The sequence below is a fragment of the Glutamicibacter uratoxydans genome (genome assembly GCF_006539925.1).
Taxonomy (GTDB): Bacteria; Actinomycetota; Actinomycetes; order Actinomycetales; family Micrococcaceae; genus Glutamicibacter; species Glutamicibacter uratoxydans.
This window is the reverse complement of sequence record NZ_BJNY01000002.1, coordinates 151,609-173,829: the sequence shown is the minus strand read 5'-3', so window position 1 is coordinate 173,829 and position 22,221 is coordinate 151,609. Positions and strand designations below refer to the sequence as shown.

The following is a 22,221-nucleotide window of genomic DNA, read 5'->3' as shown; positions in this document are numbered from 1 at the left end:
CGATAGGATTACAGCTAGGCGGCTAGTCCCAGATCACGGGTTTTCACCTTGTGGGTTTCACGCAGGCCTGCCGCACAGAGGATCAGCACCAGCGCCGCGAAGGCTGTGTACAGCCCAACGCCCAGCGGGTTGCCGCCCATGAACGTGAACAGCGCCGCCGCGACAGTAGCCGCCGTGCCGCCGCCGAGCGCGGCGCCGGTCTGGTACGTGGCGCTGATGGCTGACATGCGGGTTTCCCGCGGGAACTGCTCCGAAAGGAACGCCGGGATGCAGCCCTGCGGGGCCGCCATGAAGATGTTCACCAGGGCGTAGGCGAGGATCACCATCCAGGCGATGTGCGCATCCACCATGGGGAAGAACATGAAGAACACCGCCGCGTAAATTGCGGTGCCCCAGCCAATGACCTTTTTGCGTCCGTGGCGATCCGACAGCGCTCCCATTATGGGGGCCGAGATGACGAAGACCGCGGCGCCGACGACCTGGAGCAGCATCGAAACGGTCGGGGAGTAGTCGCGCTGTTCTGCGTAGGTCACGGTGAAGATCGAACCGATGTAGGCGATGGTGTTGTACCCGTAGGCAATGCCGATGGCCAGCAGAATCTGCTTGGGGTGCTTGCGCAGCGCTTCGAGCAGCGGGGCGCCCTTGTGAGCATCTGCGGCCGGCTTTTCTTCTGGCATGCGGCGCCGGGCAAAGAGGCCTACGACCACCAAGGCGCCGCCCAGCCAGAAGGCTACCCGCCATCCGAAGGAGAACAGCAGATCTTCGGGCATCAGGGTCAGCAGCGCGAAAACGCCGGAACCGATCAAGCTGCCCAGGCCGATGCCCATGGAGGTGAAGCTGCCAAAGAGGCCGCGGCGCTGTTCGGGAGCATTCTCAACTCCTGTCAGCGAGGCGCCGCCCCATTCGCCGCCGGCAGAGAAGCCCTGCAGCAGCCGCAGCACCACCAGCAGGATCGGTGCGGCGATGCCCAGGCTCTGGTAGCTCGGGAGGCAGCCGATCAGGAAGGTTGAAGCGCCCATGATCGTCAGGGTGGTAATCAGCACCGTACGGCGCGAATGCTTGTCGCCGAAGTGCCCGAAGACAATGCCTCCCAGCGGCCGGGCAAGGAACCCGGAGCCGAACGCGGCGAAGGCGATGATGGTGCCAACCAGAGGGTCGAAGTCGGGGAAGAAGAGTTTTGGGAAGACCAGCGCGGCTGCCAGCCCGTAGACGGTGAAATCGTAGAATTCCAAGGCGGTGCCAAAGCCCGCGATCATGAAGATCCGGCGGGCGCTGATCGCCGGCTTATCCGGTGCTTGAATGGTGTTCATTGTTGTCCTTGGCGGCTAGAAGGTCTTCAACCCGGTGCGGGCCGCGGCATCGGGATTGCCGTTGAAGTAGTGCAGTGCGAATTTTTCGGTGTCCAGCCCGATGCTCAACAGGGTTTCCCACTGTTCAGTTGCTGGTTTTCCAGCTTCCGGTGCCATGCACAGCACCGGCGCCTCTGCGCCGGAGCTTGCCAAGAGGTCTGCGATCTCCTTGGCAGATCCCGGCTCATGTCCCGGGGTGCGCTGGGCAAGGTAGTCATAGCGTTCTGCCGTGGTCGAGTCGGCTGGCATGACGTCGCCGGCAAACAGGTCGCCGTCGAGGAAATGGTTGGTGTGCAGCGCCCAGCCATTAGTCGTGCGATTGACGACGCGGCGGCCGCTGGGGCTGAACTCGATGCTCGCTGCTTGAGGCTGCTGCTCGCCTTGGACGAGCGTGAGCACCGTGGAGGCGCTGACAACGATGTTTTCGGTGAGGGCTATGGCTTCGTCGATGCTGCCTGCACGTTCAAGGACAGAACGCGCAATCGAATGCACCGGAACCCCGCCGGAGGCGTTGTCATTTGCGTGCGCCAGGATGTTGAAGTGGACGCCCAGTCCGCTGGAATTCACTCCGATCTTTCCATTGATGCCGAATTCGGTGAAGAGCTTCACGCTGCGGCCCGTTCCGGATTTGAGTTCATGCAGCAGGCCGTCGAATGCAAGATGCGGATGCCAGTCCCAGGTTTGGAATGTTGCGGGTGCGCCCTGCCGGGGAACGAAGACTGCGGTGGAGCATTCGCCTTCCTTGCTCGGCGGTGCGGCGGCAAGAACCTCGGTGCGTGCGTTCAACGCCCCCAGCTGCCACAACTCGATGTCCAGCTCTTTGGCCTGTGCCTCCAGCTCGACGGCAAGAGACTGGTCCCAAGCGAGCAGTGCCTTGTGGCTGTTCTCGGCAATTGAACGCACCGTGCTGGACGAGATTTTCAGGCTGGCGAAATGCTCCAGATAGTCGTAGACATTCCGCATGATGAATGGACCGTAGGTTGAAGCGATGACTCGGCCGCGCTCAGCTGGGTCGAGGGTCGTCGTATGTAGTGGATGAAGATGCACAAAAATCCTTGGCGAGTTGCAGTGGGGTTGTAAGCTGAGTAACACATTAAGGACATAAAACGTTTTATACAATGTGTTTTCAAGGGTTTTGCAAATCTCGCTGGTGACTAGGAAAAAGGGGTGCCGGGCAGCCGTGGTGAAGGCAAAAAAGACAACGATTCATGATGTGGCGAAGGCCGCGAATGTCTCCATCGCGGCGGTTTCCTTCGCCCTGAACGGCAAGGGAACACTGAGCCAGGCGACGCGCGAGCACATCATCGCTACCGCCGAGCACATCGGCTACCAAGCGGACGCGCTGGCGCGGGGCCTCCGCCGGTCCCGGCTGGGGGCCATTGGCATTGTGAACCGTTCGCTGGATCTGCTTGGCGAATACTTCCTCCCGGGAATTGATGCTTTTGACCGGACCATCAGCACCTTGAGCGCTCTGGCGCTGCAGCGTGGCCTGGCGCCGGTGGTGCTTCCTGATTTGACCGGTGCGAGCATTCCCGCGATTTCACTTGCCTTGGACGGCTACATCATCGTGTCGCCACAAAGCGGTGACCCGGTTCTTGAACTGCTGGACAACAGGGAAATTCCCTATGCCTGCATCGGCTTTGACCCGAGCCAGGCGGGCTTCCGTTCGTGGGCCTCGGAAGACGATGCGGAAAGCTGCCTGCAGGTGATGGAACATTTTCGGCGCCAAGGTGCGCAGCATCCTTCGCTATTGCGAGGCGAGAGCGAGAACTCGTGGAATGTGAGCAGCGAGCAGGCCTATAGAACATGGTGCGCGGCGCAAGGGGTTCAGCCGCAGGTGCACGTGCTCGATGAATCAAGCGGCGTTGCCGGGGCGGTAGGACTCTTCGACAAGCTCTGGCCACAGAACAAGACCGATGCAATCTACGCCATGACCGCTCGCCATGCTGTCGGCATCGTGACTGCGGCATTAGACCAAGGCGTTGATGTCCCAGGAGAACTATTGGTTGCAACGGGCTCGGATTCAGAGGCCGCTCGATTCAGTCGGCCTGCGATCAGTGCGATCCAATTGAATCCCAATGAGGTCTGCGCGGATGCGCTGAATCTACTCATTGAGCGGATGGAAGAGCGCGAGCCCAGCGGCCCAGTCTTGCGCAGGGCCAAATTCAGGCCGCGGAGTTCAAGCCTTCGTCGCTGACGCGAAGGCCGGTAACTTTCATGTTTCCGGATCGTCGGGGACGGCTCCCAGCTCGGCGGCGATGCCGCTGATGCGCAAAGCCAGTCGGAAATCGCGTTCCGCGGCGCCATGGATGCGGTTGACAGCGATTTCTGCCTGCACATTCTCATAGCACCAGACGATTTTCGGGTGGTGGTTCTGCTGCTCTGCGGCCAGGCCCGCGCTCGCGATGAATTCAAGTGCCGTCGCCGTGGATTCGAAACGGTAGGCAGCACGCAGTCCTGTCGCGTCCAGCTGCCATTCCGGCAGCTGGTCCAAGTGCTCTTGAACCTGAATTTTTGGCAGTGGGCCGGTATCAGCCATTCTTTTCCCCCTGAAAAGTCCCCGGTGGTTTCGGAGCCATCATCGCATTCCACATTTCGGCTTCCTAGGACTGACAGACATTGCCCAGCAGGGGCCGCCGAGGCCTACTGCTCCGGGCAATTAGTAGTAGGAGGAGAGAGCCTGCGCAACATGAGCTACTCAGCTCCATGGGCAAAAATACGCTCAGGTGCTGGAGCAAGCCAGCCGCGATCAAGACGTTGTCATCGCTGGACAACCGGGAAGCAAACCAGTTGCCTTCGTCTCGCCCGGCGAGCATGAGGCGCAGCCACTGCGAATGAGCGAATCAATTTTCGTAGCCATTACGAGTTATGGGCCGGCGGCTGCCTCCAATGTGGAAGCGGCCGCCGGCCCACGACATTGCCAGCAGGATGAAGCGCTAGGCGACAGGCTCCTTAGCGTCTTCCTGCGCGTCCTTCATGCCGCGGGCGTTGAATGCCAGGGCATCTCGGTAGGCAGCCGCCTCATAGCGCTCATCGGCCACCTTGGCGGCGTGTGCGTTGCGCAGGGCCGCGTGCTTTGGATTGCGGCGGACAAACATATAGCCGATGCCCAAGATCAGGAACCAGATCGGGGTGACCACCATGGCGGTGAGCGTATCGGCCTGCGTGGTCAGCGCCCACAGGATGAAGACGAAGAATGCCAGCACCACATATGGCATGAATTTGCCGCCAGGCATCTTGAAGATGCTTGCATCGTGCAGGTGCGGACGGCGCGCGCGGAACACCAGGTAGCTGAGCAGGATGATGGTCCACACGAACATGAAGCACAGTGCTGAAACGGTGGTGACCATGGTGAAGGCGGTCATGACCGAGTCGCCGCTGTAGAGCAGGACGACGCCTGCGAGCAGGAACATGCAGGAGAACATCAGCGCATTGCGCGGTACCTTGCGCTCGGAAAGCTTCGCGAAGCCCTTGGGTGCATCGCCTTCCAAAGCCAGGCCGCGCAGCATGCGCGAGGTGGAGTAGATGCCAGAGTTTGCGCTGGAGGTGGCGGAGGTGAGCACCACGAAGTTGATGATGCCTGCGGCACCAGCCAGTCCGGCCAAAGCGAACATTCCGACGAACGGGGATTCCTCGGAGGAGAACAAGTTCCATGGTTCAACGGTCATCAGGATCAGCAGCGCGCCCACGTAGAAGAACAGGATGCGCACCGGGATGGAATTGATGGCCTTGGGAAGGGTCTTTTCCGGGTCCTTGGTTTCGGCGGCGGTGGTGCCGACCAGCTCGATGCCGACGAAGGCGAAGACAGCGATCTGGAAGCCTGCGACGAAGCCCATAAAGCCGGTCGGGAACATGCCGCCGTTGGTCCAAAGGTTGGAAACGGAAGCGGTGGCCGAGTTGTGCTCGAAGCCGGTGATGATCATGACTAGGCCGACGACGATCAGCGCTGCAATGGCGACGATCTTGATCAGCGCAAACCAGAACTCGGTCTCGCCGAAGGCCTTCACTGTAGCGAGGTTCAGGACCAGCAGCAGTGCAATGCAGGCCAGGGCTGGAATCCACAGCGGCAGGTCGCCCCACCAGAAGGCTACGTAGTGGGCGATGGCCACCACGTCGGCGATGCCCGTGACCACCCAGCAGAACCAGTAGGTCCAGCCGGTGAAGAATGCGGCCCAAGGGCCCAGCAGGTCGCCGGCAAAGTCGGCGAAGGTCTTGTAGTTCAAGTTGCTCAACAGCAGCTCGCCCATGGCGCGCATGACGAAGAAGAGCATGAAGCCGATGATCATGTAGACGAAGATGACCGAGGGGCCTGCGACGGAGATGGTCTTGCCGGAGCCCATGAACAAGCCGGTGCCGATGGCGCCGCCGATTGCGATGAGCTGGATGTGGCGGTTGGATAGACCGCGTTCGAGGTTCTCTGCAGAACTATTGGTGCTCAATCTGGTGCCTTCCAGGTGTGGGAGGTCCCGCACTCGAAGCTCTCGCAGGCAGGCGCTGCCGGTTGATCGCTTCAGCAGGCGCTGTCGATTGGGCGTTCTCCTGGTTTTGGCGGCGGCAGACGCAAGCGCTCAAGCAGGGTCTGCAGCTGCAACGGAAGAACATCGACGTAGGCCCGTGAGTGCGGCACTGTTCTGATGTCCTCCCCAATCTGTTGACGTACCTGAGAGTTTTCATTTCGCTCCGACTACTGGGCGAAACTTGCTCCTTCGGTGAGCATGCGCTGAAACATGCTGCTTTCCAGATGTGCCTGCTCGCGGCGGTACGGATGCCTGAGAGTTTCCCGGGGAGGAATTGCTCCTACGGCGCCCGCCTTGGCTTAGGTCGGATCTCTCCCGCCACGCGTCAACGGCTTTGCAGTGATTGCCATCACAGTATGCGCAGGAAAAGTGAAGTGACGCAAGTCGCTTTTTTGATTTTCGGGTTAATGGACGTTCGCCGGGATTCGCAGACGTTCGGCTGACCACACGTTTTACGCTTGACGAAATTTATTGAGGATTTGAAGCGGTTTTGGTTGATCTGCGGATGGTTGCCTAGGTGCGTTTCACTCCGGGAATGAAGCTGAAGATGATGAGAGTCAGCCGCGTGGTGAGAATGAAGGGCCAAGTGTAGACCGGGATGCCGCGCATTCCCACCAGGGATCCCACTGGGATGAACAGAATCAGGCAAGTTGGACAATTCCGCAGCAGCTGGTGGATAGAAGGTTGTCGTACCAAAATTCGGTGGCCTGCTTTTTGTTTTGCTGTCGAACCAGCCAAACGGATGAAATCAAAATTGGTATTAACAGCATTGCGAATAATGGACATACCTTGCGTACTGTTCCTTTGCTAAAAATGAAAGGCCACACGATAGGTGACGCATGACACTTGAATGATAGGGAGTTGAAAATGGGGCTAGAGCAGCGCTTCGTAGAAATCTTGTCTACGAACCTCAGTCCGGAAGAGATCGAAGAGATTCCGAGCCTAACGCGAGAGCTCGCGACTAAGTTGGTTCAGCGAATCGACGACATTCCGCTGTTCGCGCACGCATATGCACTGCTGGGAAACTTCACCTATGGAGATTTCCGCCCCGTTGACTTATTGACCTATGCGTTCGACCACGAATTAGCAGGAGTCTGCATCCACCTTTTGGATGGCGAAGAACGTAGCTTAGGCCAAGCGTCAGACGAAGAACTCCGAGAGTTTGGAGCCAAGGCGGCCAAGCTGAATCTTCGGGTACATCTGGAGATCAGCAGCACTCGGAAGGCCGACGTTGATGAAGTAGTCCGAATTGCGCGCATCCTTAAAGTCGAGCACATTCGCGTGTACTCGCGGTATGAGGGCTATTTGTCCGAAGTTCTTAAAACCGTTGATGCAGATCTGCAATATCTCATCGCCATAGCTGACCAGCACGATTTGCAGTTCTATTTTGAACAGCATGAAGAGTTCAAGAGCTATGAAATAGCCCAAGCGCTAGAACGAGCCGATCATCCAAGACTTCACGCGCTCTTCGACTTCGGCAATATGATCAACGCCCACGAACGCCCGATGGAAGCGTTGAATCATTTGGCGCCGCATATTCGCCAGGTGCATTTGAAGGGAATCAAGATCATCCCTGAAGGAGCAGGTTATGGTCATCGAGGGGTTCTGCAGGGAAGCTCTGAAGACGATATGCCAAGCCCAAGAATGCTTCTTGAACTTCTGCTACTTGGCGATGCTGAACACCAGCTCATTGCCTTTGCCCTTGAACAGGAGAACCACTACCGCGCTCCTGCATTCCGCACCGCGACCGATGGGCCCGACCCGTTCATCGCCTACCGAGATCTGAGCACGACCGATTTGCCGAAAGGGCTGTCTCTAGAACAGATGCTGATCGAGGAGCCTCGATGGGCGGTCAACCAATTGACCTATGTACGCGGCCTCCTGGCTCAGCTGCGCGAAATTGCCATGTGCTACTTGGCCTCAGAAAACCACACCGCATCATTTGAAGAAGAGCAAGAGGAGAACCTGTAATGACGATGACTGCAAAGGCTAAATGGGGGAGATTCGCATTGCTCGTTATGGGCGGCGGAACAATCTACAAACTGGCAAATCTCAAAGACGTCTTCTATGTCCCCATGCAGGACCATCTCGGCCTAACCAATACAGAGATTGGCCTGTTGCTCAGTGTAAATTCCATTGTGGCGACAGCATTGTTTGTTGTCGGAGGATTCCTGGCAGACCGCTTCCGTACACGCACGGTCATCAGCGCCGGATTGATCGGTGCAGGTCTACTCGGTCTGTACATGAGCACCTTCCCCACCTTTAGCGTCCTGACGGTAATCTTTGCACTTCTGGCGGTATGCTCCGACTGCCTGTTCTGGCCGGCGTTGCTCAAGAGTGTTCGCCAGCTTGGCGGCAAGGAAGAACAGGGCCGGATGTTCGGCTTCCTCGAAGGCGGACGCGGAATTGTCGATACCATCGTTGCCTTCTCGGCCTTGGGCATCTTTGTACTTTTGGGCTCGGGGATCGCAGGTTTCAGGGCTGCGATCATTACCTATGCAGTGATCGATATTGCTATCGGCATCCTCTTGTTCTTCCTGCTCCGGGATTCATCTGAAACCCCAAGCGTGGAAGCCACCGAAGCGAAACAGGACAAACTGAAAGTCTTCGAAGCCTTCAAGATTGTTGCAAAGCTGCCACAGCTTTGGCTGGTGAGTCTGACAGTATTCATGGTTTATATCGTGTACGTGGGCCTGACCTACTTTATTCCTTTCCTCTCCGACGTCTACGGCCTGCCGACCGCCCTAGTTGGAGTCTTCGGAATTATTAACCAGTATGGGCTGAAAATCCTCGGCGGCCCGATGGGCGGGTTCCTAGCTGACAAGAAGTTCAAGAGCTCGAGCCGATACATCGGTTTCTCTTTCCTTGCACTCCTGCCAGTCATGGCAGTCATTATTCTTCTTCCCAAAACGTCGAACTTTACCGTTGCGGCAATGATCATGTGTCTGCTGTTCTCCGTCATCGTCTTCTCCATGCGTGGAGTTTTCTGGGCGCCGATGGACGAAGTGGGGATCCCGGAGGAAATTAGCGGCACCGCATTCGGCATCGCTAGTCTTATCGGTTATGCCCCGGGTATGTTCGGATTCCTGATCTACGGTGCGATTTTGGACGCCAATCCAGGAACTACCGGTTACTACACCGTGTTCATGATCATGTGCGCGTTGGCGGTGATTGGCAGCGGTGTGGCCTTTACCGTGGCCCGAATGGCGCGCAGGAAGAAAACGGCCACAATGGCTGCATAGCGGCGGTTCATCGCCGAAGATTTCCTGGACGGGGACGTATCAGAATGCAACTGTATTCTGATATTTCCCCGTCCTTTGCATTGTTGAGAGGACAGCACATAGCTCAAGACAGCGAGGCAAGGATGAAAGGCGAAGGCGGCAGGCTTCTGGGAGGGCTGGTCTTGGATCGCGGTAGCAAAGCGCCGATTCATCGGCAGATCTACACGCAAATCCGCAATATGATCCTCACCGGAGACCTGCCCGGAGGAACACGACTTCCCTCGACACGCACACTTGGCATGGAGCTCGGCGTTTCCAGGATTACCATGGTCAATGCTTTTCAGATCCTGACCAGCGAAGGCTTCCTCCGATCTAGGGCCGGAGACGGCACCTATGTGGGGAACGAGTGGCTCAACGAGGCAGTCACCGCCCCGGAAGTTCGCCGGCCGGAGTTATCGAGCCGCGCTGGACTGTCGGCCTCGACCAGAGGCAGCGATCTGCAGCGTCAGACTTCGCCCTCTTGGAACCCCGAAGATCCTGAATCATTCGTCGCAAGCCAGGTGGGAATCGACCTCTTTCCGACGTCGGTGTGGAAACGCCTGATCGGAAGGCACAGTGAAGAGCAATCGATTGAAATGCTCGGTTACCCGGAGGCGCTTGGTCACCGGCCGCTGCGGGAAGCAGTCGCCGACTACCTGCGCGATTCGCGGGGGATCGATGCAGCGGTTGAGCAGATCGTGATCACCTCGGGGGCGCAGCAGGCAATTAATGCACTGATGCTCATGATGACCGACCCTGGGGACGAAGTTTGGATGGAAGAACCTGGCCATATCGCCGCGTCCGCAGCCATGCTGGCCAACGGATGTAGGGTTCTCCCAGTACCGATCGACGAGTGCGGTGCGGACTTGGCACAGATGCCCAATGAGCTGCCTGCGGGGCGGTTGATGTTCTTGACTCCCTCCCGCCAGCACCCTCTAGGGGTGCAGATGTCGCTGGCCCGGCGGATGGACTGGGTGGCATGGGCCAATGAGCAGGGAAGCTGGCTCATCGAAGATGACTGCGACAGTGAACTGCGTTATCGCGGTTCCCGTTTGCCGTCGCTCTACGAGCTCGACCGGGGACAGCACGTCGTCCACGTGGGCTCGTTCAGCAAGATCATGTTCCCGTCGATTCGTGTGGGCTACGTCGTGCTTCCCGAAGACTTGGTGGACTCATTTGCTACTGCAATCTCGGTGACAGGTCGAGCTCCTGCAACGCTGATGCAGGCAGCGACGGCGGATTTCATCCGCGAGGGCCATTTGAACACGCATGTGCGCCGTAGCCGGAAAACCTATGCGCAGCGGCAGGAAGCGCTGCTGCGTGAGTTGAGGAATCAGCTGGGATCGTTTATCCGGGCAGAGGCGGTGGATGCAGGAATGCACGTCATCGGCTGGCTGCCTAGCACGGTAGACGACCAACGGCTGGCCGCGCAGCTTGCAGACAAGGGGGTCTACACCTATGCCTTGGGCGATTACCTTCTAGAACGCAGCCTGCCGCCAGCGCTGCTCATCGGCTTCGCGGCGACCGATGCAGGACACATGCCCGATGCGGTGAACTACATGGTGCGCGCACTGCGCCATGACGGGTACAGCTGTTAAAACCATGGAGCCGCGGCCGATTCGAACGATCGAATCGGCCGCGGCTCTTGCTCAGGCTATTTTTCTGTGGTCAACAGTGACATCATTTCGAAGACCAGGGTGGCGGCGGCCAGCGAGGTGATATCCGCGTGGTCGTAGGCCGGGGCCACCTCCACGACGTCGGCTCCGACGATGTTCAGCGAGCTCAAGCCGCGCAGGGTCTGCAGGATCTCGCGTGAGTGCATGCCGCCCATTTCTGGGGTGCCGGTGCCCGGAGCGTAGGCCGGGTCGAGCACGTCGATGTCGATGGATAGGTACACCGGGGTGTCGCCGATGCGCTCCTTGATCCGTTCGATCACCGCAGGCACACCTAGGGTGTCGATGTCCGAGCAGCGCAGGATCTGGAACCCGAACTCGTGGTCCCGGATGAAATCGTCCTTGTCGTACACCGGGCCGCGGATTCCAACATGCATGGAGCGGTCCTCCACCAGCAGCCCTTCTTCGAAGGCACGGCGGAACATGGTGCCGTGGGTGATCTCCTCGCCGAAATAGGTGTCCCAGGTGTCCAGATGTGCATCGAAGTGCAGCAGGGCTACCGGACCGTGCACCGCGGCGGTGGCGCGGATCATCGGAAGAGCGATGGTGTGGTCGCCGCCGATAGCGATCACCGTCTTGTCCTTGCCGACCAATCGGGTCGCCTGTTCCTGAATCTGCTGGACCGCTAGCACGTTGTCATAGGGAGTGCAGGATAGGTCGCCGGCGTCGACGAACTGTGCAGTGTCGACTGCGGTGGTCTGCAGCTCGGGGTGGTAGCCCGGGCGCAGCAGGCGCGAGGCCTCGCGGACATGCGATGGGCCGAAGCGGGCGCCCGGACGGAAGGACGTGCCACCGTCGAAGGGAACACCGACGATTGCTACGTCGTAGTCCGGTACTGAACCCAGCTGCGGCAGTCGGGCGAAGGTGCCCAGCCCTGCATAGCGGGGAACTTCTGTTGCAGCCACGGGGCCAACTGGAGTGAAATCAACCATGATGGTTCTCCTTTTCTTTTTCAATAGCCCTATGGGAGGGTGATCCAAACGGTCTTGGTTTCGGTGACGTAGTCAAGCTGCTCTGCACCCAGGTCCCGGCCGAAGCCTGACTTCTTGTAGCCGCCGAAAGGCATCGCAGGGTCGATGGAGCTCTGCGCGTTGACGTAGATGGATCCGGCCTTCAGGTCCTTTGACAGCTGGTGCACGCGGTTCAACGACTGCGAGTAGATCGTGGCGGCCAGGCCGTATTCGCTGTCGTTAGCCAAAGCCAGAGCTTCCTCCTGGGTGGAGAAGCGCTGGGCCACGAGCACCGGGCCGAAGATCTCTTCCTGCACGATCTTCATGGAGTTGGTGCAGTCTCCGAAGATGACTGGCGCCACGTAGTTGCTGGTGCCCTCGTCCACTGGGCCGCCGCACAGCAGCTTGGCGCCCTCGGCAACGCCGGCCTCGATGTAGGAGGTCACCGTGCGGTACTGAGACTCGGAGACCAGCGGGCCGATGGTCGATTCAGCATCGAGGCCCGGGCCAAGCTTCCAAGCCTTGGCGTTGTCAACAAGCTTGGCCATGAACTCGTCGTAGATGGATTCCTGGACATAGAGCCGGGAGCCCGCATCGCAGATCTGGCCGGCGTTGAAGAAGATGCCGAAGGCGACTTCCTCTACTGCCGCGTCAATGTCGCAGTCCTCGAAGACCAGCACTGCTGACTTGCCGCCGAGCTCAAGGGTCATGCGGGTGACGTTTTCCAGGGCTGCATGGCCCACGGACTCGCCGGTCTTGGTCGACCCGGTGAAGGTGACCTTGTCGATGCCCGGGTGCGCCGCGAGTGCCGCGCCGACGGTGGAGCCCTTGCCGGTGAGGATGTTTACCACACCGTCGGGCAGGCCAGCTTCCTTGACCAGCTCGGCGAAGCGCAGGGTAGTCAGCGAGGTCAGCTCCGGCGGCTTGACGACGGTGGTGCAGCCCACGGCCAGCGCTGCGCCCAGCTTCCAGGCAAGGGTCTGCAGCGGGAAGTTCCACGGGACGATGACGCCGATTACTCCCACAGGTTCCTTGCGGGTGTAGGTGACGTAGTTGCCGTCCAGGCCTGCCGGTTCGGAGCTGCGTCCGGAGATCTTCGAAGCCCAGCCGGAGAAGTAGCGGAAGGTGTCGACAGTGCCGGCGATGTCCATTTCTGCTTCGGCCAGTGGCTTGCCGACATCCAGCGACTCGAGGATTGCCAGTTCTTCGGCGTGCTCCTCGATCAGGTCTGCCAGGCGCTGCAGCTGGCGTTCGCGGGCCAGTGGGGTCTGCGAGGTCCAGGTGCTGCTTTCAAAGGCCTGGCGTGCAGCGTTGACTGCCTCGTCGAGGTCTTCGACGGTGGCGCTGGCGATGGTGGAGATCTGCTGGCGGGTGGAAGGCTCGATCACCGCTGCGGTGGCGCCGTCGGCGGCAGGTTTCCACTGGCCGTTGATGAACAGCTCGTGGCTGCGGAAAAGGAATTCTCGTACGTTCTGCGGGACCTCGTAGGCGTCGAGGTAGTCCGTCGGAGTCTGGAAGGTTTTCATGCTGGCTTCCGTTGCTGCGTTGGCATTCATAGTGGTTTACCGGTCCTTGGTCTTTAGTAGGTGACGACCAGGCGGCCCTCGGCCGCGCCGGCGTCGAGGGCGCTGAAGGCGTCGTTGATCTCAGTAAAAGGCAGGGTCTTGATGGTGGAGCGGATCTTGCCTTCCTTGGCAAGCTGCATGACTTGGTCGCGCTCCAGGCGGGTGCCATCGGCGCTGCCGATGATCGTGATGCCCAGGTCGATGATTTCCGCAGCGGCGAAGCTGAGCGGCTTGTTCGGTAGGGCGACCTGGATGAAGCGGGCGGTCGGTGCGGCGAGGTCGAACATGCTGCGGAAGACCTGTGGGGACGGAGCGAAGCTGAGGCAGGCGTCTGCACCGCCCAGCGCCTGGATGGCCGCCACGGCCTCGTCGCCCGGGGTGTAGGCGGCGTAGGCGCCCAGTTCCTTGGCGGTTTCAAGCTTGGCAGGGTCCAGATCGATGCCGATGACCTTGGCACCGTAGAGGGTGGCGCACTGGATCGCGTACTGGCCCAGTCCGCCTAGGCCGAAGATGACCACTACCGAGTTGGGCTCAAGCTGGGCCTTGCGTACGGCGCTGAAGGCGGTGACCCCGGCGCACAGCAGCGGAGCGGCCTCTTCGCTGGAAAGCTCTTCGGGAATCAAGGTGACCCAGTCAGCAGGCGCGACTACGTATTCGGAGAAGCATCCGTCCACGTGAACGCCGGTGGCCTGGGAGTTGCGGCAGTAGGTTTCAAAACCGCGACGGCATTCGCGGCAGGTGCCGCAGGCCTGGTAGACGAACCCGACGCCGACGCGAGTGCCTGCTTCCAGTTCTACGCCTTCGCCCTGGGCGACGACTATTCCTACGCCCTCATGGCCCAGGATGGCAGGCTTTTCACGGGGTAGCTCGTCTTCGCCCTTCCAGAAGTGGACGTCGGTATGGCAGACGCCGCAGCTTGCCATCTGGATCAGCACCTCGCCCTTGCCAGGGGTAGGGATGCTGGTCTGACGCAGCTCCAGCGGTGCGTTGTCTTCGGTGTAGTAAGCGGCCAACATGGTTTCAGTCATTGCTCTTCAGCTCCTTGGTGAAATGGTGGTGTGTCAGTTGTTCGAAATCGGAGTATCCGCCTTGTTTGCGGGGCAAAGTGAATACAAGTGAGAAGATCCAGTACAGGACGGCGGATACTGCGGCGGCCAGCAGCGAAGCTGTGGTGAACCGGAAGTAGCTGGTGTGTTCGAAAGTCAGTGGATTGAAAGTCACCGTGAATACGATGCATCCAAGAACCAGTGCTGCCATAGATGCCAGATTGAACCCTGCCGTGAAGTAGTAGCGGGAAGATTTTCCTTCGACGAAGAGGTCTTTGAGTTCCACATGCTGTCGGCGCAGGACAAAATAGTCAACGATCATGATGCCGGTCAGCGCGCTGTAGAGAGCCGCCGTCCATACGAGGAAGGTTAGGAAGCCGTCGTAGAGACCAGGGAGGACAAACAGGGTGATTGCTGGAACAAGACAGAAACCAACTACTAGCCATTCCCAACTGAATTTCTTGAGTATGGCGTCGAACATCTGGCGCAAGCCCACAACTGCGGTGTAGAGGATGTTTGCCATGCTGGTGACATTGGCGAAGGCTACGAAAAGCAGCACAACGAAACTTAGCCAGAGTCCGCCAGCTTCTGTCATCCATTGAGTGGGATCCGCATTTCCGAACTTGATGGCACCGATCAGTCCGACTGCCTCACCGAGGGATGCAGCCAGGCCAATTCCAATCAAGTTTGGCCAGAATGCTACGCGCTCATTCTTGGTGATGCGGGAGAGATTTCCGATGTACGGCCACCATGAGAAACCTGCAGCAATATTGATTTCCACTGCGATCATGAAGTTCACTGCATGGGAGTCAAACGGCTGTCCCAACGCTGGCAGCGCCAGGATTTCGCTGACGCTCGAATCCTTCAAGAAGATGTAGATCATCAGTCCCATGACCAAGAACAAGGCCGGCGCAACGATGGTGTTGAAGACCTTGATCGAGGTCGGCCCCTTGGCGACGATAAATGCTGTGATTGCGATGGCAACCAGCGTAATGAGGTAGATATGCCAACCGGATGGCTGTGGGTCGCGCTCTGCGACGACGCTGATGGCAGAGTCAATCGAGCGTCCAAACATGATGCCGAGGACAACTAGCCAGCCCACGGTGAGCAGGATCATCGCGAAAAAATAGATGAGTCGGCTGCCGTTGTGTCCGAAGACGCTACGCATGAACGTATATTGTTCGGTTCCGTACTTGCCGGCGCTGATAGAAACAGCCAAGCCGACCAGTAGAACGCCGAGGATATTTCCAGTAATGATGGCCAATAGGCCATTCTTGACGTCGACAACAAGCGAGAGTGATCCACCGATAAGGAAGCCCCAAGTGGCAATTGCCAGTGCAGCATTTGCCCAGGTGTATTCCCAGAATCCCCATAATCTCTTGCTGGGTGGCAGAGGAGCTCTGCCACGCTCAGCTTCGATGGTGTAGTCCATAAAAACTCGATTTCAGATGAGACGGGTGCTTTGCAGCATCCGAAGAACGGCTATTGAACGACGAGAGTGAAGATGTACGTAGCAACAAGCAAAAAGCCCACTGCGAGGTATTCAACGCGAGTCAGCTGACCTGGTTGGTAGTGGCCTTCTTGTCCGGCGAACGAGTCGCAGACAGTGTTTCGTTCAGTTTGGAATTCCAGCTCCTCGGCTGTGACATTGTGTGAACTTGCGGTGTTCATGGAGGCTACTTCTTTACGGGAAAGTCGATCGTCGCGTGCCGCCGTTGGCACTGCAAGGCACAGAAGGCGGCACGCTTGATCTGGGAGGTACAGTTTGCTGACTCCTGTTGGAGAGAGCGGAAAATACCATCGCTGACTAGTGGTGTTTAGTAGTTCGTTGGTATGTATCAATCTTCCTTTTTGAATGTGACCTAAGCAACAAGTGATCTGTAATTGTTTGAATGTGAGCGGTGTTACACTCTGTAAATGGCATTGACGATTCGCCGCCTGCTCCAAAATCCCGCACTCAACAGGTCGCGACCACATATTCTGAGTGGGGGAGCTCGGCTGGATGATCGTGTAGATGGTATACACATTGCCGAGTCTGCCGACTTGATGGGGCTCATTGAAGGTGGAGAGCTCATTTTGTGTTCCGGCATCGCGTTAGACGACTCGGTTGAACGTGCGTCAGCGTTCTTGAATGGCCTTGAGCGTTCCAGTGCCGGGGGAGTCGTGTTCTCATTTCTTTCTGATGCTGCCGGTGCGAAGGCGGCACTCAGATCTGCTGCAGCTGGAATGGAATTTCCGGTAGTGCTCTTGGATGATCGCGCCCGCTTTATTGAAATTATTGAGGCTTTCCATGACATGTCTCGTGCAACAGTGGTTTCCAAAGGGCCGGAAGCAGTGGTCGACTTCTTGGATTCGCCTTTGGCTGGTCAGTTGTCTGCCATGGACTTTTTGCGTACCACGGCAGAGCTGCTTAACCGGCCTATCGTATTGGAAGACGAACTCTGCGCGGTGCTCTTCCAAAGCGGCCTGGACATAGAGCAGATGCTTCGCTACCCGCAGTCGCGTCTACGTTCAGTAGGTTTGCAGCAAGAGAGTTTTGAGCTCGCTGGGGAGCAGTGGATTCAGAGACAGGTAACTGTACGAGGCCGGCGAGTGGGTCGTATTCTGAGCCCATTGTGGAAAGAAACAGCTCTACTTGCTGTGGTACTCGAAAAGCTCTCGCGGACGCTAGAAGAGAAGCTGCCTGGTCGCGTCGATCAATTGGAATTGCTTCGGCAGGAACTGCTGGCAGATTCTGTGGCCGAATTGCGCGGCAAGAAACGCTCGTCAGAAAAAGCAGCTCTGGTGCGGTTGAGCCTTTATGGCATGGCCAATGCTGAAGAATTCATTCCAGTGGTGCTGTGCTTTGCTGAGGGGCAAGGTGGATCCGAGGAACAGTTGTTGCTGATCCGCCGGCTTCGTGCTGCGTTCCGTCGAAAGTCGATTCCTGCCGTTGTCTCGCATGACCTCACCCAGTGGCCTGAAGCAATCGGCATTGTGGTTGCTGCGGAGGGCCTGGGGGCGGTGCCCAATCTTCTGCAAAAGATCTATCAGGTAGTGGAAGATGAATGCTCCTTTGACTTCTGGAGCATGGGGGTGGGCGATTCTGTTGAGTCTTTGCATGCAGTGGCGAACAGTGGAATTGATGATGCATTTCGTGTTGCCCGTGGTGCCCTGAGTATTATTGGCCGGCATAAAAAGTACTATCGCGCCCATGACTTGGGGTTTCGCTGGATTATTCAGTCGTTAGCCGCCACTTCGGAAGGCATTGATTTTGTTCGAGACCAGCTGGAGCCGCTGAAATCCGACCCGGAATTGTTGGATTTTCTTGAAGCCTACCTAAACTCTAATGGCAATATCGCCGAGCTCTCACGGTCCATCCATCTGAGTAGGCCGAGCACCTATGCTCGGTTGCGCAGGCTTCAGGAGGAATTTGGACTCGACTTGGAATCCGCAGATACTAGAACTTCTCTGCACTTGGCATTGGCCATGCATAGGCTGATGGAAATATAAGTTGCCAGCAAATGTCAGGGGCCTGCGGCCCGGTCGAAACCGACCGGGCCGCAGGCCCCTTGGACTTGTTCGTGGCTTACTTGCCGAAGCGGAGCAGCCGCAACGAGTTGAGCACCACCAGCACCGAGCTGGCGGCCATGGCGCCGCCGGCGATCATCGGGTTCAGCAGCCCCAGGGCCGCGATCGGGATGCCTGCGGTGTTGTAGGCGAAGGCCCAGAACAGGTTCATCTTGATGGTGGACAGCGTCTTGGCCGACAGGTCGATGGCCTGTGTGACCTGGTGCAGGTCGTTGCCCATCAGGGTGATGTCGGCGGCCTCGATGGCCACGTCGGTGCCCGAGCCCATGGCGATGCCAAGGTCCGCCTGGGCCAGTGCCGGGGCGTCGTTCACGCCGTCGCCGACCATTGCCACCACGCGTCCCGCCTCCTGCAGGGAGGTGATGGCCTTGGCCTTGTCAGCCGGGAAGACCCCGGCGAAGACGTCCTCAGGCTTGATGCCCACTTGGGCGGCGACCTTGGAAGCCACCGACTTGTTGTCGCCGGTCAGCAGCACCACGCGCAGTCCGCGCTGCTGCAGCTCTGAAATGGCGGCGGCGCTGGAATCCTTGATCTTGTCGGCCACCGAGATCACCGCCTGGAACGCGCCATCCACTGATACCAGAATGGCGGTTGCGCCTTCTGCCTCTGCCGCGGCGAGCATGTCCATGGCCTGCTGGTCCAGCTCGGTGCCCTGGGCGGCCAGCCAGCTGGCGCGACCCACGACGACCTTGCGGCCTTCGATGAAGCCGAGCACGCCGCCGCCGGGATCCGAGTCGAATCCGGTGACCTGGGCCAGTTCGCCCTGGGCTGCCGCGGCCTTGGCGATAGCTTGGGCGATCGGGTGTTCAGAGTGGTGCTCCACGGCGCCTGCCAGGGCCAGCGCCTGCGCCGGATCTACGCCGTCGACAGCGGCGGTGCCCAGGTGGGTCATCACGCCGGTGGTGACGGTGCCGGTCTTGTCCAGCACGATGGTATCCAGCTTGCGGGTGTCTTCCAGCGCCTGCGGCCCGCGGATCAGGATGCCCAGCTGGGCGCCGCGACCGGTGCCCACCAGCAGTCCGATGGGTGTTGCCAGTCCTAGTGCACATGGGCAGGCGATAACCAGCACCGCCACCGCGGCGGTGAATGCTGCATAGACGTCGCCCGTGCCCAGCCACCAGGCCAGGAAGGTCACCACGGCAATGCCCAGGACAATCGGGACGAAGACCGCGGAGATCCTGTCGGCCAATCGGGCGATCGGGGCCTTGCCTGACTGCGCTTCGGAGACCAGCCGTCCCATTTGGGCCAGGGTGGTATCCGCTCCTACGCGGGTGGCGCGGATGACCAGACGGCCGGAGGTGTTCAGCGTGGCGCCAGTGACCTCATCGCCCGCGGCGGCCTTCTGCGGCACCGATTCGCCGGTGATCAGCGAGGTGTCCACGGCGCTGGAGCCTTCGATGACCACACCGTCGGTGGCGATCTTTTCGCCCGGGCGGACGATGAATTGGTCGCCCACCTGGACCTGGTCGGCAGGGATCTTCACTTCCTTGCCGTCGCGCAGCACCACTGCTTCCTTGGCGCCCAGGTTCAGCAGCGATTTCAGTGCGTCGCTGGCGGAATTCTTGGCGCGGTGCTCCAGGTAGCGGCCGAGCAGCAGCAGGGTTGCCACCACACCGGCGGTCTCGAAGTAGAGCGCATGTTCGCTCATCTTCATGCCGATGTGCGCTGTTATCATCGGATCGATGAGCAGCTGCACGGCGGAGAACAGGTAGGCCGCCAGCACGCCGAGGGACACCAGGGTGTCCATGGTGGAGGCGAAGTGCCGGGCGTTGACCGCCGCGGCCTTGTGGAATGGCCAGGCGCCGTAGAACACGACGGGGGTGGCCAGGGCGAACGCTGCCCATCCCCAATGCGGGAACTGGGCGGCGGGCACCATGGAGATGATGAACAGCGGGATGGTGAAGACCGCGGAGACGATCAGCCGGCGCAGCAGGTGGCTGGGGACCAGATGGTCGTGGCCGCCGTGCTCCGCGTCTTCGTGTTCGGCGCTGTGCTGCCCATGCTCCGTGTGGGGCGCCGGGTGGGCCGGGGCCTTCACATTGGCCGAGTATCCGGCCGCCTGGACCGTGTCGATCAGCTGTTCGTTGGTGATATCTGCCGGAACCTGGACCTTGGCGCTTTCCAGGGGGAGGTTCACGGTGGCGACGACGCCGGGCAGCTTGCCCAGCTTGCGTTCCACGCGGTTGACGCATGACGCACAGGTCATGCCCTGGATTTCAAGGTCTACGGTACGCAGGTCCGTGGCCGGATCCTGGCGGGTTTCGGAAGTCATGAGGGGTTACCTTTGCACTTTTTGAGCCGTCCTTTGGGGGCGGCTGCGTGCCTTGTCGCGGTGCGGCTAGGCGTTGATTGCCTCGACTGTGTAGCCCGCTTCGTCGATGGCGTTTCGGATGCTCTCTTCGCTGATGGCGGCGGAGGAGCTGACCGTGGCAGTGGAGATGCCCGAAGCGTTCAGGACGACGTCGACGTTGTCCACGCCGGCGATTTCCTTGAGCTCTTCGGTGACAGATGCCACGCAGTGTCCGCAGGTCATGCCGGAGATCTTTACCTCGGTCTGGGTCTGGACCGGGGCAGCCTGGGCACGAGGGATGATCTGCAGCAGGTCATTTGCCTCGTCGGCCTTGTTGGAGGAGCATCCGCATCCGCAGTTCTGGCTCATGATATTGCTCTCTTTCGAGTAGGGGTGGCGTGTGGGAAAAATGGGTGGCGGGCGCGATCAGCGCACCAGACGCGAAATCGCGGCTGTCGCTTCGGTGATCTTGTCGTTGACGTAGGAGTCATCCCCGGTTTCCAGGGACTTCGCGGCTGCGTCAACCACGCAGTGTCCAATATGGTCTTCCACCAATTGGACGCTGACCTTGTGCAATGCCGCGTTGATCGCGGAGATCTGGGTCAGGATGTCGATGCAGTACTTGTCATCGTCAACCATCTTCGCCACTCCGCGGACCTGGCCTTCGATGCGGCTCAGGCGCCGCTGGAGGGCGGCTTTGTCGGCGTGGTAGCCGTGGTGATGCGCCTGCGCATCGTGTGCTGGGTTCGTGTCCATGCTCCTATCATACCCCTAGGGGGTATCTTGTCAAGTACCCCCTAGGGGTATTCTAATCCCGGTAACTCGAGGTATGACACGGTAGGATTTCACCCGTGAGCCACAATGAATTGCACGTGCGTCCGATTTCCAGCACCGAACACTCAGCCTTCCTTGCGACCGCCCAAGATGTCAGCTTCCTGCAGCGGCCGGAATGGGCCGCGGTCAAGGCAGGATGGCGCGGCGAATCCCTGGGCTGGTTCGACGGGGACAAGCTGGTGGGCGCCGCGCTGGTGCTGCACCGCAGCGCACCGGTGATCAAGAAGACCCTCGCCTACATTCCCGACGGCCCGGTCATCGACTTTGCGGAATTTGACCCGGAAGCCGTGCTGACCCCGCTGGCCTCCTACCTGAAGAACCGCGGAGCCTTCACCCTGAAGATGGGCCCGGGGCGCACCGTGCGCACCTGGAGCGCAGCCGATGTGCGCAAGAACCTGGGCAAGGAAGGCTTCGAACAGCTCTCCGACCTTGAAGTCCTCTCCGAATCCGCCTCCGCACTGGCGCTGAATGACGCGCTGTCCAAGCTCGGCTTCACCAAGGAAGACGTGGGACTGGACTTCGCCGCGGGCCAGCCCGAATACGTCGCCCGCGTGGCCCTGCAAGACGAGGCAGGCAACCAGCTGGACGTCGACCAGGTTATGGCAAGCTACTCGGCCACCACCCGCAATGAAACCCGCAAGGCGCTGAAGAGCACCCTGAAGGTGGAGGTCGGCCAGGTCCAGGACATGGCCCGCTTCCACGCCCTGTACAATCACACCGCGGACCGCCAGGAATTCACCGGCCGCCCGCTGAGCTACTTCGAGACGATGCACACAGTGCTCAATGCCGCAGTGCCAGGCTCCTGCACCCTGTACATCGCCAGCAACGAGGGAGTGGACCTGGCCGCGTCCATCGTGATCCGCTCCTCGAACCTGGCCTGGTACCTCTACGGAGCCTCGTCTTCCGAGCAGCGCAAGCTCTTTGCGCCCAAGGCCATCATGCAGCACATGGTCGCTGACTCCATTGCGGCCGGCTGCCGCTACTTGGACCAGGGCGGTGTCAGCGCCACCCTGGACAAGGAGCACCACCTTTCGGGGCTGACCAAGTTCAAGACCAACACCGGCTGCGACATCGTGCAGACCAATGGTGAATGGGACCTGGCGCTGAACAAGCCATTGGCCTGGGCCTTTGAAAAGTACATGAACTGGCGCAAGAAGTAGGAACCGC

18 protein-coding genes and 2 riboswitches are annotated in these 22,221 nt (G+C 59.5%); of the genes, 6 read left to right on the top strand and 12 right to left on the bottom strand.

From position 1 onward, the window contains the following. Positions 1-14: 14 nt before the first annotated feature. Together AUR04nite_RS02610 and AUR04nite_RS02605 are read right to left on the bottom strand one after the other, a co-directional pair. Positions 15-1,310, bottom strand: a complete 1,296-nt coding sequence (locus AUR04nite_RS02610) for an MFS transporter (RefSeq protein WP_141361643.1) — start codon at positions 1,308-1,310, stop codon at positions 15-17. Positions 1,311-1,325: 15 nt separating this feature from the next. Beyond that, positions 1,326-2,396, bottom strand: coding sequence for a C45 family autoproteolytic acyltransferase/hydolase (locus tag AUR04nite_RS02605; protein ID WP_218024620.1), 1,071 nt, complete (start codon positions 2,394-2,396; stop codon positions 1,326-1,328). Positions 2,397-2,529: 133 nt separating this feature from the next. On the opposite strand from AUR04nite_RS02605, the gene AUR04nite_RS02600 reads away from it, so the two are divergent. Continuing rightward, complete coding sequence (locus AUR04nite_RS02600) at positions 2,530-3,546, top strand: LacI family DNA-binding transcriptional regulator (protein ID WP_218024619.1); 1,017 nt, start codon at positions 2,530-2,532, stop codon at positions 3,544-3,546. Between the two features lie 18 nt (positions 3,547-3,564). Here AUR04nite_RS02600 and AUR04nite_RS02595 read toward each other — a convergent pair whose 3' ends face one another. From AUR04nite_RS02595 to AUR04nite_RS02585, 3 genes are all read right to left on the bottom strand, one after another. Then, positions 3,565-3,888: a 4a-hydroxytetrahydrobiopterin dehydratase gene (locus AUR04nite_RS02595; RefSeq protein WP_141361641.1), complete on the bottom strand. Its 324-nt coding sequence runs from the start codon at positions 3,886-3,888 to the stop codon at positions 3,565-3,567. Positions 3,889-4,285: 397 nt separating this feature from the next. Then, positions 4,286-5,788 (bottom strand): D-serine/D-alanine/glycine transporter, encoded by a 1,503-nt coding sequence (gene cycA, locus AUR04nite_RS02590; protein WP_141361640.1) that lies wholly within the window; start codon positions 5,786-5,788, stop codon positions 4,286-4,288. Between the two features lie 199 nt (positions 5,789-5,987). Then, positions 5,988-6,096: riboswitch (glycine riboswitch) on the bottom strand. Beyond that, a riboswitch (glycine riboswitch) is annotated at positions 6,097-6,194 on the bottom strand. Between the two features lie 185 nt (positions 6,195-6,379). Continuing rightward, positions 6,380-6,652, bottom strand: coding sequence for a hypothetical protein (locus AUR04nite_RS02585; RefSeq protein WP_141361639.1), 273 nt, complete (start codon positions 6,650-6,652; stop codon positions 6,380-6,382). A gap of 81 nt (positions 6,653-6,733) precedes the next feature. Here AUR04nite_RS02585 and AUR04nite_RS02580 point away from each other — a divergent pair, with 81 nt between their 5' ends. The 3 genes from AUR04nite_RS02580 (at position 6,734) to pdxR (ending at position 10,724) form a co-directional block, all read left to right on the top strand. Further along, positions 6,734-7,837, top strand: a complete 1,104-nt coding sequence (locus AUR04nite_RS02580; protein ID WP_141361638.1) for a sugar phosphate isomerase/epimerase family protein — start codon at positions 6,734-6,736, stop codon at positions 7,835-7,837. Further along, a complete protein-coding gene (locus AUR04nite_RS02575) occupies positions 7,837-9,108 on the top strand; it encodes an MFS transporter (RefSeq protein ID WP_141361637.1) in 1,272 nt (423 codons plus the stop codon). The genes AUR04nite_RS02580 and AUR04nite_RS02575 overlap by 1 nt, the downstream gene beginning before the upstream one ends. Positions 9,109-9,269: 161 nt before the next feature. Beyond that, the gene (pdxR, locus tag AUR04nite_RS02570) at positions 9,270-10,724 is read left to right on the top strand and encodes a MocR-like pyridoxine biosynthesis transcription factor PdxR (RefSeq protein ID WP_218024618.1); all 1,455 of its coding nucleotides are present in this window, start codon (positions 9,270-9,272) and stop codon (positions 10,722-10,724) included. Between the two features lie 56 nt (positions 10,725-10,780). Here the strand turns inward: pdxR and speB are convergent, their stop codons facing one another. From speB to AUR04nite_RS02550, 4 genes are read right to left on the bottom strand one after another with little or no spacing between them, the layout of a single operon-like run. Beyond that, positions 10,781-11,731 carry an agmatinase gene (gene speB, locus AUR04nite_RS02565; protein ID WP_141361635.1) on the bottom strand — a complete coding sequence of 317 codons (951 nt, stop codon included), beginning with the start codon at positions 11,729-11,731 and terminating at the stop codon, positions 10,781-10,783. A 29-nt stretch (positions 11,732-11,760) separates the two neighbouring features. Continuing rightward, entirely contained in the window at positions 11,761-13,305 is a 1,545-nt protein-coding gene (locus AUR04nite_RS02560) for an aldehyde dehydrogenase family protein (RefSeq protein ID WP_218024617.1), read from the bottom strand. 23 nt (positions 13,306-13,328) lie between these two features. Beyond that, entirely contained in the window at positions 13,329-14,342 is a 1,014-nt protein-coding gene (locus AUR04nite_RS02555; protein WP_141361634.1) for an alcohol dehydrogenase catalytic domain-containing protein, read from the bottom strand. Next, positions 14,335-15,792, bottom strand: coding sequence for a purine-cytosine permease family protein (locus AUR04nite_RS02550; RefSeq protein WP_141361633.1), 1,458 nt, complete (start codon positions 15,790-15,792; stop codon positions 14,335-14,337). The genes AUR04nite_RS02555 and AUR04nite_RS02550 overlap by 8 nt, the downstream gene beginning before the upstream one ends. Positions 15,793-16,277: 485 nt before the next feature. Here AUR04nite_RS02550 and AUR04nite_RS02545 point away from each other — a divergent pair, with 485 nt between their 5' ends. Then, entirely contained in the window at positions 16,278-17,852 is a 1,575-nt protein-coding gene (locus AUR04nite_RS02545; protein ID WP_141361631.1) for a helix-turn-helix domain-containing protein, read from the top strand. A gap of 76 nt (positions 17,853-17,928) precedes the next feature. Here the strand turns inward: AUR04nite_RS02545 and AUR04nite_RS02540 are convergent, their stop codons facing one another. From AUR04nite_RS02540 to AUR04nite_RS02530, 3 genes are all read right to left on the bottom strand, one after another. Continuing rightward, positions 17,929-20,202: a heavy metal translocating P-type ATPase gene (locus AUR04nite_RS02540; RefSeq protein WP_141361629.1), complete on the bottom strand. Its 2,274-nt coding sequence runs from the start codon at positions 20,200-20,202 to the stop codon at positions 17,929-17,931. A gap of 66 nt (positions 20,203-20,268) precedes the next feature. Then, entirely contained in the window at positions 20,269-20,589 is a 321-nt protein-coding gene (locus tag AUR04nite_RS02535; RefSeq protein WP_141361627.1) for a heavy-metal-associated domain-containing protein, read from the bottom strand. 57 nt (positions 20,590-20,646) lie between these two features. Next, positions 20,647-20,976 (bottom strand): metal-sensitive transcriptional regulator, encoded by a 330-nt coding sequence (locus AUR04nite_RS02530; RefSeq protein ID WP_141361625.1) that lies wholly within the window; start codon positions 20,974-20,976, stop codon positions 20,647-20,649. 95 nt (positions 20,977-21,071) lie between these two features. On the opposite strand from AUR04nite_RS02530, the gene AUR04nite_RS02525 reads away from it, so the two are divergent. After that, positions 21,072-22,214, top strand: a complete 1,143-nt coding sequence (locus tag AUR04nite_RS02525) for a lipid II:glycine glycyltransferase FemX (protein WP_141361623.1) — start codon at positions 21,072-21,074, stop codon at positions 22,212-22,214. Positions 22,215-22,221 lie beyond the last annotated feature (7 nt).

Coding starts and splice junctions, on each gene's coding strand:
- AUR04nite_RS02560 (WP_218024617.1), bottom strand. CDS start 13,305: ATGAATGCCAACGCAGCAACGGAAGCCAGCATGAAAACCTTCCAGACT.
- AUR04nite_RS02610 (WP_141361643.1), bottom strand. CDS start 1,310: ATGAACACCATTCAAGCACCGGATAAGCCGGCGATCAGCGCCCGCCGG.
- speB (WP_141361635.1), bottom strand. CDS start 11,731: ATGGTTGATTTCACTCCAGTTGGCCCCGTGGCTGCAACAGAAGTTCCC.
- AUR04nite_RS02550 (WP_141361633.1), bottom strand. CDS start 15,792: ATGGACTACACCATCGAAGCTGAGCGTGGCAGAGCTCCTCTGCCACCC.
- AUR04nite_RS02575 (WP_141361637.1), top strand. CDS start 7,837: ATGACGATGACTGCAAAGGCTAAATGGGGGAGATTCGCATTGCTCGTT.
- AUR04nite_RS02585 (WP_141361639.1), bottom strand. CDS start 6,652: ATGTCCATTATTCGCAATGCTGTTAATACCAATTTTGATTTCATCCGT.
- AUR04nite_RS02595 (WP_141361641.1), bottom strand. CDS start 3,888: ATGGCTGATACCGGCCCACTGCCAAAAATTCAGGTTCAAGAGCACTTG.
- AUR04nite_RS02535 (WP_141361627.1), bottom strand. CDS start 20,589: ATGAGCCAGAACTGCGGATGCGGATGCTCCTCCAACAAGGCCGACGAG.
- AUR04nite_RS02540 (WP_141361629.1), bottom strand. CDS start 20,202: ATGACTTCCGAAACCCGCCAGGATCCGGCCACGGACCTGCGTACCGTA.
- AUR04nite_RS02555 (WP_141361634.1), bottom strand. CDS start 14,342: ATGACTGAAACCATGTTGGCCGCTTACTACACCGAAGACAACGCACCG.
- AUR04nite_RS02545 (WP_141361631.1), top strand. CDS start 16,278: ATGGCATTGACGATTCGCCGCCTGCTCCAAAATCCCGCACTCAACAGG.
- AUR04nite_RS02530 (WP_141361625.1), bottom strand. CDS start 20,976: ATGGACACGAACCCAGCACACGATGCGCAGGCGCATCACCACGGCTAC.
- AUR04nite_RS02580 (WP_141361638.1), top strand. CDS start 6,734: ATGGGGCTAGAGCAGCGCTTCGTAGAAATCTTGTCTACGAACCTCAGT.